A 17435-nucleotide genomic window follows, 5' to 3' on the forward strand; every position below is an offset into this window, starting at 1 on the left:
AAGCACCCCACGCCCCACTTCGGAAGGCCTACTCCTCGGGCTGGCCTACAAGGGCGGCCGCGAGACCGATCTCAGGTGTCTGATCGGAGAAGATCGAGGCGAACCAGCCTGGGTTCGAGACCAGCGACGGTTTGAACGCATTGCAACCAGCCTTCATCTCCGCCCAGGTGCCCTCGTCGCAAAGCTTTATCGTCTCGTTGGTGACGACCGGCAGCGGCAGGATCGTCTTCTTGGCAACGTGCTTGCCTTCAAGCGCCTCGACGGCAAGCTTGAGAGCGAGCGCCCCGGAATAAGGCGGCGAGGCGTAGGAAATGCGCGGCGCGCCGAGCGGCGCATAGGGAGAGGTTGCGCCCTCGACCTCCGTGCCCTCCGGCAGCATCTGGATGCGCCCGCCATTGGAGCCCTCGCCGGCGCAAGGCAGGAGTTCGCTGACCTTCTTGCCGGCCTCGAGCTGCATGGAATTGGCAGTGAAGCAGCCTACCTGCATCCACAGCCCATTTATGTCATCCCAGCTGCGCGTCGCCAATATCTTGGACAGTTCGGTACGGGCCACCGCCTGGCTCCACATGCCGACAGCTTCGCCGACGATCTTGATGTCGGGATGCTTGGCAAACACCTCCTTCGCGGCCTTGGTGCGCAGATCATCGACCGACGTGCCGGGAACGCCGGTCACCGCGATGATGTTGCCCTTGCCATTAAGTTTCTTGACCAGCCACTCCGCCGTCACCCGGCCAGCCTCTTCCTGGTCGATATGGACGTTGTAGGCGCAGGGCTCGGTGATCTCGGCATCATAGGCAAACACCTTTACCCCCTTGTCGCAGGCGTTCTTCACCACCTGGTTGAGCGCTGTCGGCGAGATCGGGAAAATCACGATGGCTTCGGCGCCTGCCTGCACCATCGCGTTGATCTGCTGGATCTGGCGCTGTGCGTTCGGCCCCGCCACCTGAACCTGGAGGTCGACCTTGTCGGCCATGCTCTTGTGCGACGCCATCGCCTTGAGCATGTTGGCGGCCTCGGCCTGCCAATCATTGCCGATGAAGCTCATGCTGAGAAATATCTTGTGCTTTCCGGCCGCTTCGGCGGCGGACGTACCACAAACGCAAACAGCCATGCCGGCAAGCAGCGCAAGCCGCCGGGCTTTCGATCCGATACCCATTCGAAACTCCTCCCAGTTCAGACGACCGAATGCCTCCCAAGGGTACGAAACGTACTCCTTGTCATTCGATGCGGCTGACCGTATCATGATTTGATCAAAGATCAATGATGAAATGGCTAAGAGGGAAAAGTCGGAAACGCGGGCGCTTGACGCGGCAATCCGAACCTTGCATTCCGGACACAGGCGCCGGGTATGACAAGAGCGTCGCTCGAATGGGGGAAGGTTGACAGAAATGGCTGGGGCGGCATTCAGGAAGCCGGGCGTCGAGATCACGCCGCTGTCCAGGGAAACCCTGCAGGACAGGGTTTACCGGCACGTTACCGAGTTGATCCTCGACGGCAGCATCGTTCCAGGTGAAATGGTGACGGTGCAGAGCCTCGCAGACGCTTTCGGCGTCAGCCCGATGCCGGTTCGCGAGGCTCTGAGGCGTCTGAGCGCGGCCAACGCCTTGATGGTGGTTTCGGGCCGTTCGATCGGTATCCCGGCATTAAGTCGTGCGCGGCTTATCGATCTCAGGAACGTCAGGTTCGAAATCGAGGCGATCGCCGCCGCATGGGCCGCAGAACGCATTGACGATCACGGCGTGATGCTGCTGGGCCAGCATCTGGAGGCACTCGAGCAGGCCAATGCCGCTGGCGACGTCAAATCCTATCTCAGGGCCAATTACGCCTTTCACTTTTCCATCTACCGGGCCGCGGGCTCGGAAAACATGCTCAGCATCATCGAGAACCTGTGGCTGCAGATCAGCCCCTATTTCAACATGCTGCACGATTCCGGAAACTATTCGACCGCCAACCAGCACCATCAGGAGATGTTTGCAGCGCTGCGAAACCGCAACGCGGAGGCGGTCCGGGCTGCGGTTCGCGCTGACATCGACGCGGCTTTCACTGTCCTGATCAAACTGCTGAAATAGTCGCAGGTCGCCAAGCCCGACATGGCAGGACGGTGATGCTCACCACGAACCGAACCGCCGAGCATCAGCGGGCATTTCCGGCGCCTTGCTGCGGTGATTCATCCAGAGGGGACGATCCAGCGCTCACAGGGCCGAGTTGGTCAGGGGTAGCGCTTGCCAGAGCCTACAAGCTCATCCTTGAATGCTGGCGTTGCGGTGTGACCGTCGGCACGGGTGAAGGCATGCCCGAGCGGCTTGTCAACAAGAACGGGAGACGGCAGTGTTCTGACGTTATCAATGAGCCGCGTTTCGCCGAGCCAGGCCGCTGCAAACAGGCGTGCCGGCCGATCCAGGCTTGCTATCGGTTGCAGATCTGCCTCGCCACGGAGTTCCAGGTACTCGACCTCGCGATAGCCCGCGGACAGGATCGCTGCGCGCGCTTCGGCAAGCGTTGGCAGGACGGGAGAGCCGTTCGAGAGCCCCGCCGCCGTATTGAGTAGGACCGATGCTAGCCTTGGGGCGACGGCGCGCTCTGCCGGCGAGAGCCGGACATTGCGCGATGACAAAGCGAGACCATCGGCTTCCCGGACTGTCGGACAGGGGACGACGGTGATCGGAATATCCAGGTCCCGGACCATGCGCCTGATAAGTTGAAGCTGCTGGAAGTCCTTCTCTCCGAAAAAGGCGAAATCAGCGCCGGTCTGCAGGAAGAGTTTTGCAACGACGGTCGCCACCCCATCGAAATGGCCGGGCCGGAACGCACCGCAAAGGCTTTCACTGACGCCCGACACGGACACGGTCGTGGCGAAGCCGTCAGGATACATCTCAGTCGCATCCGGAACATAAAGCAGGTGGGCGCCCAGCCGCGTGAGCTTTGCAGCGTCTTCGTCTTCCGTGCGGGGATAGGCGGCAAGATCCGCCGCACTGTTGAACTGCTTGGGATTGACGAACAGCGTCACGATCACGCGATCGGCCTTTTGAAGCGCAGAACGCACGAGACTCAAATGCCCTTCATGCAAGGCCCCCATCGTAGGCACCACGGCGATGTTGGCACCAGAACGGCGCCATCCCGCCACAACGGTACGAAGCCCGGCAATGGTGCGGACGATCGGCACGCTCACGCGGATTCTCCGGCCTGCGGCGCGTCGGCGGAGAGATGTTCGGCCGCCGGAAAGCGCCCTCCCCGCACATCAGCCGCATAAGCCGCAATGGCCGCTTCGGCCTCTGAGCCCAGTTCGGCATAGCGCTTGACGAATTTCGGACGAAAACCGGTGAACATGCCCAGAATATCGTCGACGACCAGAACCTGGCCGTCGCAGGCGGCGGAGGCGCCGATCCCGATGGTTGGAATCGTAACCTCCTCGGTTATTCTTCGTGCGAGCGGCTCGGCCACCTTTTCCAGCACAACGGAGAATGAGCCGGATTCGGCAACAGCAACAGCGTCCCGCAAAATCCTGTCGCCGTCTCGGCCCCTGCCCTGGACCTTGTAGCCGCCAAGCACATTGATCGCTTGCGGTGTCAGCCCGACATGGCTCATGACGGGGATGCCGCGGGCAATGAGAAAGCGGATCGTGTCAGCCATGCTCTCGCCGCCCTCCAGCTTGACCGCGGCGCATCCGGTCTCCGCCATCAGCCGGGCGGCGTTGCGAAAGGCCTGTTCGCAGCCCTCCTCATAGGAGCCGAACGGCATGTCGACGACCATCAGCGCCCGTTCAAGACCGCGGCGCACGGCCTTGCCGTGCATGATCATCATCTCCAGCGTAACTCCGAGGGTTGACGTCAGGCCATGAAGCACCATGCCGACGCTGTCGCCGACCAGGACCACGTCGCAATGCCTATCGGCGAGGCGCGCAACCGGCGTTGTATACGCTGTTAAGCAGACAATCGGCATCTTGTGCTTTCGGGCCGCAATGTCCGGCGGCGTCAGCGCCTTTGTTTCGACCTCCACACTCATCGGCACATTCCCTTGGGTCAAGTTCCAGCGGTGACGGTTTTGCATAGTTCTGTGCAGGTGCGAAGGCCAAAACCGCACTGCATCAGAAAAGTTTGTGCGTCGCGAAGCAGGCTCTCCGCAAAGCAAAGACAGAGGGCCAGCGTTTCTCTGCTTCGGTGATCCTGCGCGACAACCGTGTTGCTGATCGGCTGAGCAATCGGGCTCCGGCCGTTTTCAACTCGAACAGTTCAACTGCCGCACGGCGGTTCACGCCAGAAGCGACCTTGGTTGCAAGCCTACCCGAAATGCGTTGTGACGGAAGCATGCGCCCGCACTCCAGACGCTACGATTTGAATCAAAATCGCTGGTTCGACTCAGTTCCGAAACAAGGTGCACGCTGGCGGTGTTGGCATCTTCCGCATATTAGCAATCCCTTGACCACCGTCAAAGCCGCTCCAGAATCAGGGGCATGGCTTGGGAAATTGCGGACATCAATATCGGCGATGAGGTGGCGATCACCGTGACGGTGCTGAAGCTCCTGGACGACGGAAGAGCTAGCGTCAGCATCCCCTCCTATGGTTTTCCGCATTCCATCCCTGCTCCTAAAAAGTCCAAACCAGGTGACGAGCTCCAGCTCACTGGCGAGGTCACGCGGGTCGACGAGGAAAATCGAAAGGTGACCGTGAAAGCTGGCGGGCTAATCACCGTCGATGCTGATACGATCATCGACTGGACGCCTGTCCGCCGCAAAAAGATGTCGCTCAGAGATGAGGCGGATTAGCGAACGCAGATCAAACCATCGATGCCGAAGACAAGTCCGCAAGGCCTGGCCGCCCTTGCTCTGGTGCGCGTGGCATCGAGGAGACCTGCCCGGCCGGCGTGCTGCCGATCGAGGAGGCTGTCTTCCTGCTCTTATGGCCAAGAGCCCATGCATGAGGGTGAGGCGCTTGCCAGGGCTATCATTGAAACAGTTGAACGGCTAACTGCTTGCGGAAAGGCAATCGGCCCCAGGTGGCGCACTGTACGAAAATTACCAACTTCGTTAGCCGGGAACAAGCACTCTACATCAAACGTTTTTTGCGCGAGAACTCTCCTCCGTTCTCCAGTCTGGCTGTAAAGGCCCGCTGCTCTGCACGGGCAGCGGGCCTGAGGGTTCGCACATGCCGCAGCGCCAGCGTACCAATCGCACCTGCCTTAGTCCTCATGATTTGGCTATTTGCCAGCGCGTTTTCGATCAGATTTGCGCAGACGAAGACCTCGACCCTTTAAGCCAACAGGGCAAAATCCTGGCGGAAACGGTAGTGGCGACTTTTCGAAATGCTTACACTGACGAGCGGGAACTGCTGAAGGCAGTCAGGTCTCATCGAGGAAATTGAGCGGCAAAATTTCACCCGACCGACAAGGTCGGGCTTGACCCATTCGGCCTTGTCCCCGGAGCAGGCCCGGAAGCTAACGAGGCCCTAACTGCCAACAAGATAGGCGTCACCGATTGCGGCGTCGCTGTGTTGACGGTCGTTTTGCGCCCTCATCATTCCGCTCTTGCATAGCAGTCCCAGTCTTCAGCGGCTGTTCCCGTAGTCTGGCCGTTTTTGCGTCCCGTGCCGTACGCTCAGTGCGGTCCTTGCTTTCCTGATGAGCAGCCATGCTTCACCTACGTTTTTTGCTGGTGCCCAAACCTTCGTCAAAACCCGCTGTTCCACTCCGGATCCTACCTCAGGGCTAACTACGCCTTTCATTTCTCCATCTATCGAGCCGCGGGCTCGGAAAACATGCTCAACATCATCGAGAACCTGTGGCTGCAGATCAGTCCCTATTTCAACATGCTGCACGATTCCGGAAACTATTCGACCGCCAACCAGCACCATCAGCAGATGTTTGCAGCGCTGCGAGACCGTAACGCGGAAGCGGTCCGCGCCGCGGTTCGCGCTGACATCGACGCGGCTTTCACAGTGCTGATCAAACTGCTGAAGTAACATTCAGGTCGCCGTAAGCGACATGCCGCCTCCATTGCTGATCAGACTTCCAGTTCTTTTTCCGCCCACTCCGCGAACTTTTCCAACTTGTCGAGCAAGCTCTCCGCTTCGGGTAATGATTTTGCCCTGATTCCGTATTGAGTTTCGTCCTTCTCATCGAGGATGCTTCGCAACCTGCTGGCCTGCGCTGCAGGAAGGCGATTTCCAAGCGCGTCGCATGGTTTTCACCACGGCCGCATGATCCGCGCGGTTGATCTTTCCTGCAAATCGGGCAGTGAGCGCATCGGCGTATGCTATTGCCGCATTCACGATCTGCGACATAGCCGGATTTCCGATGTCACCCGTTCCGGACATTGCCACCTCTAAACGGGCAGCCTTCAAATATGAGCGGGCGATGCGCAATCGCCCCTCGCCAAAGCCTGTCTCGACTGCTTTCGTCGCACCTCTTCTGGTCATGCCAACGCCTGCCGGCGAGTTTTTGTTGCGAGTTCGTCCGGGCGTGAACCCAAGACGAGCAGGGCATTGGCTTCGACCCCGCCCCACCACGGGTCTCGCGTGCTCGACAGCCTTGCCACATCCTCCGGAGTGAGTCCCACGACCGAGGGATTGAAGCCAAGCTTTTGACCTTGGGTCACCAGTGCCTCACGGATTTCTTGGAGCGCGCTATCTAGCTTTTCGGATGGCGTAACCACTGCGATGTCGAGATCGCTGTCTGGACGGTCCTCGCCCCTCGCTACGCTGCCGTAAATCCAGGCCGCGAGTACTTTCGGCCGAACTGCGGAGACCGCCTCAGTGATTACGGCGCGAATATTGGAATACCGAAGCGCCTCCTGCTCGAAGAGAGCTTCCAGTGATGTCGCCAGCGGATGGCGATCATTCAACCGGTAAAGACGAGCCCTGCCCGTTCCCTCCGAAGATACGATGCCAATCCCTTCCAAGGTTGCGAGAGCAGACCACACGCTTGCCCTTGCAAGCCCGCTACGAGTCGCAAGCAATGGAGAAGAAAGCAAGCCGCCGTGGCGCGACAATTCCCGGAGCAATCTTACGCTTGCTTCGGTGCCGAGCATAATGGTGAGTGGATAGCGCAAAGCGCTTTGAGCGGTCGAGTGTGCCATGCGCAAGTTCCTTCTGCTGTGGACTCATAGCACATCAAATCGTCGGATATCAAATCGGATGTTTTGTTTTCTAAACGAACGTCCTGTTGTCTGAATCCTGGGCGGTTGCTGCGCCACGTTTGCATCTGGACCTGATGCTGGTCGCCGTCGGCCATCTGTTCAGAGGATATCGGCGGCTTGGGCAACCCGCTCCAAGTGTTGATAGTGTTCCGCGACCTGCACGGGCTCCTCAAAACGGTGGTCTTGCATGCGCACCTCCCGAGTCTCGAACACGACTCAATCCTCGGTCATGTGACAGGTTCCTGCCATGTCTGATCATATTCTGCCCGGTCAAAAGAAGCCCAAGCTAATCGTCGTAGTGGCATTCGATCGTGGCCAGGACGGCGAACTGTTTCCCGCCTTTGGTCCCGCCGATCAGCAAAGCGAGGAACGCGCAATCCGCACCGGTCAGGCGCTCGCAGGGAAGCACGTTGGCGTAATCGCATGGAGCCGCGACGCCGACCCGGCTATTGGCGACTATGGCCCGCCGACCGTGCTATTCACCTGCCGTGACGTGCCGGATATGGAGTAAATTCAGCCCCGAAATTCCATTTCGCGGCGTTCGGAGAACTCCCCTTCACTGCCCTTCACTGGGTATTTTGTGAATCATTTATTGGGTAACGCCGCTCTTGGCGATGCGCTCTTCGAAACTCGGGGCCGGCCCGACGTGCTGAAGCACTGGCCAGCGTCCATCGCGGCGGCAGCTTCTGGGCTAAGCGGATGCCTTCTGTTACTTGCGGACGTTTGATGTGGCGCAAAGGATCAGCAGAAGCTAACATATCTTGTTCTTGGAGGCTGTCGTGCGTACGAAACGTTTCAGAAAGCCCGTCATCATTCAACCCGGCCGGATCGATCGCGACAGAGTTGTTGCGTCGGTATCCGACGCGGCCGAAGTTCTGCTGAAGGATTGGCCGAGGCCGGAGGGCAAGTCGCGGCGCGCCGCAATCGAAGCATGCCTTGCCGTAATCCGTGGAGAAAAACCACCAAGGATAGCACGCCAGGCGTTCATCGCTGCTGCCAAGGAGGCCAGGATATTGCTCGGGGAAGAAATTTAGGCTTACCCAGCACCCGTATGGCCATGCCCTTGAAGCACGGAGCGCTGCTGGATTCAGCGGCTTTGTTGCTTTGTGGCATCGAGCAGAGCTTGATGTATCGATGTAGTGCGATTTTATCGACATGATTTGATTATCTGTCGAGGGCGACGATGTATCAGCTCGACTTGTCGATCGCACATTGATCCACCTCTCCTGCCCCCGCCAGGATACGAGGACGTGAAGACGCAAGCAGTGCTGAAGCTTGTGTTGTGGCGTGAGCGGCGCTTACTGAACTGCGAAGCCAGGCAGCTCATTCCCAGCCACGCCACCTGGACCATCTAGACCTGATGGCATGGCCCGAATTCGTGCACTGTCAGGCTTTGGCCTTGCGCTTTGCTGGTGCTTTCTTTGGCGGCGTTTTGGCAACCGCCCTGCGGCCGAGACCGGCAGCTTTGGCCAGCGCAGACCGCTGAGCCGCATAGCTTGGCGCTACCATAGGATAGTCCCGCGCCAAACCCCACTTGGCTCTGTACTCATCAGGTGTCATGCCAAGCAAGCCCAGGTGGCGCTTCATCGACTTGAACTTGCGCCCGTTCTCAAGGCTTATAATGTATTCGGGAAAGATCGACTTCTTAGGATTTGCCGCGGGCGTAAGTATTGGCGATGGTGCAGCGACCGGCTCATCCAGGCCAGACAACGCAGAATTAACACTGGCGATCAAATTCGGCAGATCCGCCACGGGCGTTGCGTTGCTCTGGACATAGGCTGCGACGATATCTGCTGTCATCCCTAGCAGGCTGTTGAAAAAGTGGCTCGCAGCGAGGACGTGAGCGTGATTCAGTGTCTCCGGAGAGATTCGGAGAACGAGGCATGCGCGGTGGACACGAACGGTCTGGCGAACTGTTCAGTTATGTTGATCTCGAGGCTCGGGTGCGGCGCGATCATCCGTTGCGGCGCATTCGGGCGATTGTGAACGAGGCGCTGGCGGCGTTGGAGCGGGACTTGGCGGCGCTGTATTCGCCGATGGGGCGGCCTTCGATCCCGCCGGAAAAGCTGCTGCGAGCGATGCTGCTACAGGCGTTCTACTCAATCCGCTCGGAGCGGCTTTTGATGGAACGGCTGGAATACGACCTTCTGTTCCGCTGGTTCGTCGGCATCGGCGTCGATGACGCGGCCTGGGACCATTCGGTGTTCTCCAAGAACCGCGACCGGCTGCTGGAGGGCGACATCGCCGCAAAGTTCCTGAGCGCGGTGCTGACGCAGCCCAAGGTCAAGAGGCTTCTGTCAACGGATCACTTCTCGGTCGACGGGACGCTGATCGAGGCCTGGGCGTCGATGAAGAGCGTCAAGCCGAAGGACGGCTCGGGCGAGCCGCCGGCTGAAGGGGGCGGGCGAAACGCGGAAGCGGACTTCCATGGCCACAAGCGCTCGAACGACACACATGCCTCGGCCACCGATCCGGATGCCCGGCTCTATCGCAAGGGCAAAGGCAAGGAGGCCAAGCTGTGCTTCATGGGACATGGCTTGATGGAGAACCGCCACGGCCTGCTGGTCGACGCCTGCCTGACACTGGCCGACGGACATGCTGAGCGGGTGGCCGCACTGCACATGATCGAACCTCGAGCGGAGCGGCCACAGGCGATCACGCTCGGCGCCGACAAGGCCTACGACGCGGAAGACTTCGTCAATGAGCTGCGCTCGATGAGGGTGACGCCGCATGTAGCGCAGAACAAAGCTCATGGCGGAGACCGGCTGATGGCCAAGGTCAGGGCCACCGCCGGTCGGTGGCCACCACCCAGGGTGGTTTTGATCCCAACGAGACGAGGCGCTTTTTAAGACACTGCGGCTCTGTCTGGCGAGCGCCCACGAGGCTTTGAAGCGTGAGGTCGACCGACGGTATGGGGTGTATGAAGCACCCGACGCCTTCACCCCCTACCTCTGAAAATGCCCCAACTCGTTCTCATTCAGATAGTCCACCGTCATCACCCGCGCGCGAATGCCGCCGGGGGAACCGACGAACTTCACCGATGACAGCGAGCCGGTCGGCGCGTTCTCTCCGCGGGGCGTGAGGGCGTAGGTGTCGCCGTCCCAGTGCTCGAGCGTGAACTGCATGGGCTTGGGGCCGAGTTCGAGCATCAGCTTGTCGCCATCGGCCCGCACGGTGGCGGTGTCGAAATAGTTGCTCGTATATTGGCCCTCGTAGAAGGATGGACTGCGCGCCTTGGCGGGGTTCGTCGGCTTGACCTTGCCGGCGAGGTCGCCCACCGGCTTGTAGTAGCCCATGAACCGCGGCTTCATGTAGGGATACCAGTCGCGGGTGATCTGGCCATATTGCACGATGTCCATGAAGCTGGCGGCGACCGCCTCGGCGGCGCCGACGGGGGAGCCGTTGGTGAGCACGACGATGCCGACGTCGGCCGAGGGCAAGATCTGGAAGGTGGTGCCGGCGCCGAGCAGGAAGCCGCCGGAATGGCCCATGGTGGTGCGCCCATTGGCGTTCACCCCCACATTGAAGCCATAGCCATAGGAGCTGGCCCGCGTATCGGGCGTCTCGCCGCGGTAGGTCACGCTCTGCGGTGTGATGGCGGGCTGCAGGATCTTCGGGTCGATCATGGGCTGGCCGTTATAGGTGCCGTCGCCAAGCAGCAGGATCATCCACTTGGCAAGATCCTGGACGCTGGAGGAGACGCCGCCCGCCGGCGCCTGCTGGTCGGGATCGCGGTCATAGAGCGGCTCGAACACATTCTCCGCCACGCGCGCATGCAGCAGGGCGCGGTTCTTGCCGGCGGCCATGAAGTCCTCGTGCCGATAGCTGCTCGAGCGCATACCGAGCGGATCGAACAACAGGCTCTTGGCCAGCGGCTCCCAAGGCTGTTTCTCGGCGTGGGCCACTGCCTCGGCGCCGATCGTCGTGCCGAAATTGGCGTAGTGATAGGAGATGCGGAAGGGATCGAGCGGCACCATCCACAGGCCGCCGACGATCTGCTTGCGCTGGAAGCCGAGATCCTCGAGCTCATCGCCCGCCGCCATTGGCAGGCCCGAGCGATGGGCGAAGAAATCGCCGATGGTGGCGTTGCCCGAGACATAGTCGAGATTGAGGCGGAAGCCGTCCCAGACCTTGCCGACCGCGGTATCCCAGTCGAAGCTGTGGTCCTTCGTCATGGCGATGGCGGCCACCGTGGCCGAGATCGATTTCGACACCGAGGCGACCTGGAAAATGGTAGTGCTGCTGACCCTAGAAGTGTCGTCCCGGTTGTCGCGAAGGCCATAGCCTTCGTCAAAGATCATTTTGCCGCCCTGCACCACCGCCACGGCGAAGCCGGGAACGTCGGATGCTTCCTTGACTTTCTTGACGATGTCCGACAGGGCGGCCACAGCCTTCTCGACACCGCCGGGATACAGCTGCATAGCATCCTGCGGCGGCGACGGCCCAAGCTCCGGCACGTAGGACTGCGCGGCTGCCATTGCGGGCAGCATGGTAACGAGGGAAAGTACCAGGAGAGCAGCGGCCTTCTTCATTGCATGTCCTCAAACTTGCACCGGCAGATGATCGGACCATACGCGGCAAGATGAAAGATGGTTACGGTTATTTTCTACTGATATGTTTAAGTCCAAAGATCAGACAAAGACGGCGGCTGCGCGCATGTGATTTCGGGACCTGGCGAAGTATCCGCGTTACCTACCCGGGCGGCAATTGGATGGGACTGCGCGGGAGAACGTCAAGTTCCAAGGCCGGGCGGCAAATGGCATCCAATCAGGAGTTGTTCGCCAACGGGCTGGCGGCAAACCAGAAAGTCATCGAAGCCAATTATATGGCCCATCGCGAGGCCCTATGGCCTGCTGCATGGGGTCCGATGGCCGAGGGGCCGGGACGCTTCGTCTTCACCGATCTTGCCTGCGGCAGGGGGCCCGTTTGCTGTCCGTCCGGTTATTGCCGCGGGACCAGTTAAAGCCGCCATTCGGCTCACGACCTCTTCTCGGAAATACGTGGCAAGTTCACATCCCGCGGAAGCCGACATTGAACTGCCTCTCCGTTTACACGTTTGGCAAATGTTGCGAATGGAGGGAGTTGCATGTTTGAAGGTTTCTCGCTGGAGCAGATCAAACTTCCGGAAGCGACGCTCAGAGTGCGGGTTGGTGGAAGGGGCCCACCGCTTCTGATGCTGCACGGTCATCCTCGCACCCATGCCACTTGGCATCGCGTGGCGCCGATTTTGGCTGAGGAATACACCGTAATTTGCCTGATCTTCGCGGTTTCGGCCAAGCCCTTTGACATGCCTGACCATTCGGGCTCGTCTAAAAGGTCCAATGCCCGCGATTGCTTAGCCCTTATGTACTATCTGGGCTTCGATCGCTTCGGACTTGCGGGTCAGGACCGTGGGGCGTACACCGCATTTCGGACAGCAATGGATCATCCGGCATCCGTCAGCCGGCAAGCCATTCCGATCGGCATGCGCTGGCGCGATGTGACGCTCGGTTCGCATCGGCTTGGTGGCATTGGTTCTTCTTCGCTCAGCCTGAAAAGCCGGAGCAGGCTATCCTTGCCAATCCAGACGCATGATACGGCGGTGATCCCGCGGAGATGGGCGCGGAGGCTTACGCTGATTTCTCGCCTCGATCCACGATCCGGCGACGGTCCACGGCGTGATCGAGGACTACAGGGCCGGGTTAGGCATAGACCGACAACATGACGAGGACGACCGAGCCGCAGGCCACGAGCCGGTCTCGGAATCCACCTCGATATGGCAGATGTGGGTGGCGAAGGAGACGCCGGCGCCGTGGGCGACGAGCTCACTGTGGCCGGCGATCGGTCCGCCGGTCTCCCCGACGCGGCGTCCTCCAGCGACAGCGGCGAAAGGTTGCCGTGCGTCGCGCCCCTGGCGATCGCGTGGCCCTTTTCCCAGGCCAGGTCGTCGACCGGGATGTCCCACGTCTGCGTGGCGCGGTCCCGCAGGATCTTGATGGCGCTGCGGGCGGCGGAGATCGCCGCCATCGAAGACGAGAAGGCGCCGCGGCTGCCGTCCGTCATATCGTTGTAGCCGAGGCTGGAGGTATCGGCGACCACCGCCTTGACCTGCTCATAGGGGATACCGAGTTCCTCCGCCGCCACCAGCGAAATCGAGGCGCGAGCCGCCGATGTTGCGGGCGACGTTGATCAGCGCTGACGCCTGATTGGTCTTTGCGCAGGGAGACCGACGTAAGCCGCGGTCGAAATAGGGATGATCAGGAACGCAGTCCGATCATCAGGAAGACGCGCCCAAAAGGCAAAAAGTAGTAGCTGGCGTCGGGGTGAGCGACGTCATATGCCATAGGGCGAACGTAGCCACCACATACCCGCAGCATGGCGATGCCGCCCGGCATTATCGAGAGGCCCGACAGCGTCCCCTGTGTAGGCCAATGCCGTTTGTTGCAGCTGTGGCATGATCTGCGTTGTGCTGAACATGACGGCGCCGACTGCCATCATAACCAAGAAACATGCACCAAATTGGCGAGTGAACAGCAGGCGTATTTCGACGGTCGGATCGCCGCGGCCAATATCCCAGAAATGACTGCAAACGTCGTGATGAAGCTCGACACGAACCAGCCGTTGCGTTGGCCTTGGTCAAGGAGGATTACCGCTCTGCAATTCCAGTCGTCTTAGTATCACGGCGGCTCGCCCGAGCTCATCAACGACGCGGTCCGGTTTGGTTGGAGTCACGGGAACAAACATCGCACGTGGGAGTTGGGGCGGTCTGTTCGTATTGAGACTTTCATAATCTTGGGAGGGGATATGTCACGTGTCTTCAACCTTGGCTTGCCGGCGCTGCTTGGCGCCGCCGCGGTCACGCTTACCGCTGCTTCCGATCCGCTGCCGCCAGATCTGACCTATCGTCCATTGCCAAGCCTGCCCTTTTCTGCGGTGAAGGAGAATGACGAAGCGCAAAAACCCGCCGTGATCGAGCGGCAGCGCAAGTTGCTCGAAAGCCGTTACAACCTGGCGGACCGGCCGATGCGGGGCGTCATGATGTCGGGCGGCCGGAAAGTGGTGCAGGAGGGCGTCAGGGTCAAACTCCCGGCAGGCGAGACCTGGGACAGCCTGGCCGCCAAGACTCCCCAAGAAATCCGCGACCGTGGTTTGTTGCCGAACGGCTTCCTGCCGCTGCCGCACGTCAAGCAGGCGACCGGAGGCCAGGTCTTTCCGGAAAACCAGATCAGAGAGATCGGCGCCGATGAAGGGCGCGATCTGCGGCGCTTCGACGTCGATTTCGACCTGCCCGACTATCTTACGCCGGAATTTCCACCTCCGATATTCCTCACCACGCATCCCGAACTGGGGGATGTGTCGCGCGGTGATCTGCTGACGATCCGCAACTTCTACGAATATATGAACGGCATCATCACACCCGTACAAATGGAAGGACTGCGTCTGCTGCTGACGCCCTTCCCGCAGGAGGAATTCAATCAGACCGAGGACAGAAAGGTCGCGATGCAAAGCATGGGTGTGGCATGCCTCGACTGCCATGCGAATTTCCATACCAACGCAGCCTTTCACCTGACGCCGGACGTCCGGCCACAAGCCGAGCGCTTTCGGCTCGACACAACCAGCCTACGCGGCCTGTTCAATCAGCAGATTCATGGCTCCAAGCGCTCGCTGCGCTCAGTCGAGGACTTCACGGAATTCGAGCAGCGCACCGCCTACTTCAACGGCGATCACGTGAGCGCCACCCGCAAAGGGGTGAATCTGCCCGACCGCACGAACCAGGTGGCGATGATGGCGCAGATGCAGAATATCATCGATTTTCCGCCGGCGCCGAAGCTCGACCCGTTCGGGCGGCTTGACCCGGCCACCGCAAGTGCGCAGGAGCTCAAGGGCGAGCAGGTGTTCATGGGCAAGGGCCGCTGCGCCGAGTGTCATGTTCCAGGGTTGTCATTCATGGACAACAACATGCACGACCTGAAGCTCGAGCGGTTCTACAAGATCGGCGAGACCTTCAACGATCAGGTCGCCATACCGGATGGGCCGATAAAGACCTTCACACTGCGCGGGATCAAGGATTCTCCGCCCTATCTGCATGACGGCCGCCTAATGACGCTTGGCGATACCGTTGAGTTCTTCAACTTGGTGCTCGGAACGAAGCTTGACCAGCCGGAAAAGGATTCACTCGTGGCTTACCTGCTCACTCTCTGAACGAGCGAAAGAGCCGCTGCCGGGGGCCCGCCTTCGGCGCGGAATGGAGGACACTCATGCGTGCTGCCGCAATCACCTTCGCCGTGGGGCTGTCGCCTTGTTGTGCGATGGCGCAGATCGGCAATCCGGCCGGCCTTGCTCCCGACACGAGGATGGAGAAGCCCGGAGTTCCAGCGCCGAACCAGACGAATTATCAGGATCGGCTTTTCGCCCAGCTGGTCACGGCTGGCGGCAGGGCCGAGGTGGAACTGGGTCGGCTCGCGGCCGAAAAGACAAGCCATGATGGGGTGAGCGCATTTGCAAATCGAATGGTCGAAGATCACGACGAGGCAAATAAACAGCTGAAATCCGTCGCGGACAAGAGCGAGATTCCGCTTCCCGAAGAGCTCGACCCTGATCATAAGAAAATCCGCGCTGATCTCGAAAAGCAGGACGGCGTCGCGTTCGATCTTGCTTATCTGGCTGCGCAGATCCTCGACCACCAGAAAACAGCGCAGCTTCTGGCTTGGGAGATTGGCTCCGGCGAAGATCCAGAGCTCCAGCACTTCGCCTCAGACAACCTACCAAAGGTGCTCGAGCACCTCGATATGGCGCGCACGCTGCACGCGGAACTGGCGGGACAAGCCTTGCTCGCAGCGGAAGCGCAAAAGAGCAAATAAACTGCCGGCCACATCTGCAACGTGAACAGTGCTTACGATTGCACGCGAGCCGCCAAACGCGTCAATCTTAGCTGTTGTGGCCATTCGGCGAGCTCCGCCTGTCAAACGGCCCTTTAATTGCGGGTGGTTGTCAATCCGGATCTCGCACTGCCAGCGCCGGGGTCATGGTCCTTTCCGAGGTCGAGTGCCTCATGATGATGTTCGGGTCGGGCGCCTCAACGTTTCCAACGAGATGCAGATGAACTGCTGTCAGCCGTTTGACCGAGGTCGCCGCAACCACCGTCCCGGCGGGGGACATCACGAGTTCCGCAAAGGGCCCGCGATTGGGATCGAGTGCGGATCTGTTACGCCATCTTTTCGCTGCCCCACTCGAAGCTGGTGCCGTCGACCCAAATGCAATGAAGCAGAACCGCGATCTTCCGTGCGACCGCCACCTTTGCCTTCTTCAAGCCGATCCGCCTCGACAGACGCATCCCCCAGGCTTTCAGCGTGGACCATTTCTTCGTCCGGTGCAGGAGGACACTGGCTGCTTCGTAGAGATAGGTTCGCAACAGTCGATCGCCCCAGCGTGAGACGCGGCCATTGATATCCGTTTCGCCGTCGTCTTCACGAGCGAGATGCCGGACTTGCCGATCGAGCTTCTCCTGTTCACAGCAGACCTGCTCGTGGACAGATAGAAGGGCCTGAACCAACGACCGAAGCGGATGCCCGTCAGCAACCAGCTCCCAAACCTTTCGCCGGAACTGTGACCCAATCGATCGACTGAACTGCAGCCCGTATTCCTTCAGCATGGACCGTGTCTGGTTTTCGAGATCGCGCCGGACCTCAACAAGTCTTGACCGTGCGACGAGCATGGATCTGGTGGCCTGACTCTCCGCGCTTTTGACCTTCACTTCCCGATACCAACCGACGTGAACCAGCTCGGCCAGGCCGCGGGCATCGTTCTCATCACTTTTGTTCATTCGAACTGAAAGTGCCGCCTTCGCATGCCGAGCATCAATGCAGACGACCGGCAATCCGACCCGCTTGAGCTCATGCCAGAGCCAGCTGGACATGGCCCGTCTCGAATCGGATGCGCTCGGCGTGAGGTGCCCGTTTGCGGAGCAACTCGGTCAGTGCTCCCGGATCGGACTTCACCTTCCCTTGGAAGATAGGCCTTCCAGCATCATCGTCGACGCAAACGCTGGTCTCTCGCTGCGACACATCCAATCCGACATATTGCTTCAGCCTTAGGATGGCGGGCGTATATTAGAAGCCTCTTGAAGAAGACACTGCCCGCACCAGAATCCATGGCATGGCTCGGGGAATAGGCATTGGTGACCAGGTGGCGATTACTGCCACGGTTCGAAGGCGGATAACAGAGGACCGCGTAAGCGTCTCTATCCCAGGTTACGACTTCCCACATTCCATCATCGACCACATCAAGGTGAACCGAGGCCAGCAAATCGACCTGAAAGGCGAGGTCA

At 60.0% G+C, this 17435-nt stretch carries 15 protein-coding genes and 4 pseudogenes; 8 read left to right on the forward strand and 11 right to left on the reverse strand.

What is annotated here, in order from left to right:
* Positions 1-28: 28 nt before the first annotated feature.
* Positions 29-1156 carry a sugar ABC transporter substrate-binding protein gene (locus NKJ93_RS31210; protein WP_023722272.1) on the reverse strand — a complete coding sequence of 376 codons (1128 nt, stop codon included), beginning with the start codon at positions 1154-1156 and terminating at the stop codon, positions 29-31.
* A 232-nt stretch (positions 1157-1388) separates the two neighbouring features.
* Between NKJ93_RS31210 and NKJ93_RS31215 the strand changes: the two genes are divergently transcribed.
* Positions 1389-2069: a GntR family transcriptional regulator gene (locus tag NKJ93_RS31215; RefSeq protein WP_352484666.1), complete on the forward strand. Its 681-nt coding sequence runs from the start codon at positions 1389-1391 to the stop codon at positions 2067-2069.
* 140 nt (positions 2070-2209) lie between these two features.
* Here the strand turns inward: NKJ93_RS31215 and panC are convergent, their stop codons facing one another.
* Together panC and panB are read right to left on the reverse strand one after the other, a co-directional pair.
* Positions 2210-3169, reverse strand: coding sequence for a pantoate--beta-alanine ligase (panC, locus tag NKJ93_RS31220; RefSeq protein WP_352494305.1), 960 nt, complete (start codon positions 3167-3169; stop codon positions 2210-2212).
* On the reverse strand, positions 3166-4002 hold the full coding sequence (panB, locus tag NKJ93_RS31225) for a 3-methyl-2-oxobutanoate hydroxymethyltransferase (protein WP_352593141.1): 837 nt from the start codon (positions 4000-4002) through the stop codon (positions 3166-3168). The genes panC and panB overlap by 4 nt, the downstream gene beginning before the upstream one ends.
* Positions 4003-4450: 448 nt before the next feature.
* Here panB and NKJ93_RS31230 point away from each other — a divergent pair, with 448 nt between their 5' ends.
* Both NKJ93_RS31230 and NKJ93_RS31235 read left to right on the forward strand, forming a co-directional pair.
* Positions 4451-4762: a hypothetical protein gene (locus tag NKJ93_RS31230; RefSeq protein ID WP_023722276.1), complete on the forward strand. Its 312-nt coding sequence runs from the start codon at positions 4451-4453 to the stop codon at positions 4760-4762.
* An 817-nt stretch (positions 4763-5579) separates the two neighbouring features.
* Positions 5580-5954: an FCD domain-containing protein gene (locus tag NKJ93_RS31235; protein WP_352593159.1), complete on the forward strand. Its 375-nt coding sequence runs from the start codon at positions 5580-5582 to the stop codon at positions 5952-5954.
* A 153-nt stretch (positions 5955-6107) separates the two neighbouring features.
* Here the strand turns inward: NKJ93_RS31235 and NKJ93_RS31240 are convergent, their stop codons facing one another.
* Entirely contained in the window at positions 6108-6410 is a 303-nt protein-coding gene (locus NKJ93_RS31240; RefSeq protein WP_352593144.1) for a hypothetical protein, read from the reverse strand.
* Positions 6407-7069, reverse strand: coding sequence for a nucleotidyltransferase domain-containing protein (locus NKJ93_RS31245; protein ID WP_352593147.1), 663 nt, complete (start codon positions 7067-7069; stop codon positions 6407-6409). The genes NKJ93_RS31240 and NKJ93_RS31245 overlap by 4 nt, the downstream gene beginning before the upstream one ends.
* Before the next feature lie 307 nt (positions 7070-7376).
* On the opposite strand from NKJ93_RS31245, the gene NKJ93_RS31250 reads away from it, so the two are divergent.
* Positions 7377-7640 (forward strand): hypothetical protein, encoded by a 264-nt coding sequence (locus NKJ93_RS31250; RefSeq protein WP_352593150.1) that lies wholly within the window; start codon positions 7377-7379, stop codon positions 7638-7640.
* A 55-nt stretch (positions 7641-7695) separates the two neighbouring features.
* Here the strand turns inward: NKJ93_RS31250 and NKJ93_RS33690 are convergent, their stop codons facing one another.
* Together NKJ93_RS33690 and NKJ93_RS31260 are read right to left on the reverse strand one after the other, a co-directional pair.
* Positions 7696-8286 (reverse strand): hypothetical protein, encoded by a 591-nt coding sequence (locus NKJ93_RS33690; RefSeq protein ID WP_502895956.1) that lies wholly within the window; start codon positions 8284-8286, stop codon positions 7696-7698.
* Between the two features lie 229 nt (positions 8287-8515).
* Complete coding sequence (locus NKJ93_RS31260) at positions 8516-8929, reverse strand: Ros/MucR family transcriptional regulator (RefSeq protein WP_023722284.1); 414 nt, start codon at positions 8927-8929, stop codon at positions 8516-8518.
* 83 nt (positions 8930-9012) lie between these two features.
* Here NKJ93_RS31260 and NKJ93_RS31265 point away from each other — a divergent pair.
* A pseudogene (locus tag NKJ93_RS31265) lies at positions 9013-9873 on the forward strand (IS5 family transposase); the annotation flags it as partial.
* A gap of 201 nt (positions 9874-10074) precedes the next feature.
* Here the strand turns inward: NKJ93_RS31265 and NKJ93_RS31270 are convergent.
* The gene (locus NKJ93_RS31270) at positions 10075-11661 is read right to left on the reverse strand and encodes a serine hydrolase (RefSeq protein WP_023722286.1); all 1587 of its coding nucleotides are present in this window, start codon (positions 11659-11661) and stop codon (positions 10075-10077) included.
* 554 nt (positions 11662-12215) lie between these two features.
* Between NKJ93_RS31270 and NKJ93_RS31275 the strand changes: the two genes are divergently transcribed.
* Positions 12216-12833 carry an alpha/beta fold hydrolase gene (locus NKJ93_RS31275; protein WP_352484676.1) on the forward strand — a complete coding sequence of 206 codons (618 nt, stop codon included), beginning with the start codon at positions 12216-12218 and terminating at the stop codon, positions 12831-12833.
* A 24-nt stretch (positions 12834-12857) separates the two neighbouring features.
* Here NKJ93_RS31275 and NKJ93_RS31280 read toward each other — a convergent pair.
* Positions 12858-13273, reverse strand: a pseudogene (locus NKJ93_RS31280) (molybdopterin cofactor-binding domain-containing protein); the annotation flags it as partial.
* Positions 13269-13684, reverse strand: a pseudogene (locus NKJ93_RS33695) (DHA2 family efflux MFS transporter permease subunit); the annotation flags it as partial. The pseudogenes NKJ93_RS31280 and NKJ93_RS33695, both read right to left, overlap by 5 nt.
* Before the next feature lie 228 nt (positions 13685-13912).
* On the opposite strand from NKJ93_RS33695, the gene NKJ93_RS31285 reads away from it, so the two are divergent.
* Both NKJ93_RS31285 and NKJ93_RS31290 read left to right on the forward strand, forming a co-directional pair.
* Positions 13913-15310, forward strand: coding sequence for a cytochrome b6 (locus NKJ93_RS31285; RefSeq protein WP_023718734.1), 1398 nt, complete (start codon positions 13913-13915; stop codon positions 15308-15310).
* A 56-nt stretch (positions 15311-15366) separates the two neighbouring features.
* Positions 15367-15969 carry a DUF4142 domain-containing protein gene (locus tag NKJ93_RS31290; RefSeq protein WP_031193942.1) on the forward strand — a complete coding sequence of 201 codons (603 nt, stop codon included), beginning with the start codon at positions 15367-15369 and terminating at the stop codon, positions 15967-15969.
* 344 nt (positions 15970-16313) lie between these two features.
* Here the strand turns inward: NKJ93_RS31290 and NKJ93_RS31295 are convergent.
* Positions 16314-17196, reverse strand: a pseudogene (locus NKJ93_RS31295) (IS110 family transposase).
* Positions 17197-17435 lie beyond the last annotated feature (239 nt).

The sequence above is a fragment of the Mesorhizobium sp. M0028 genome, from assembly GCF_040323855.1.
Taxonomy (GTDB): Bacteria; Pseudomonadota; Alphaproteobacteria; order Rhizobiales; family Rhizobiaceae; genus Mesorhizobium.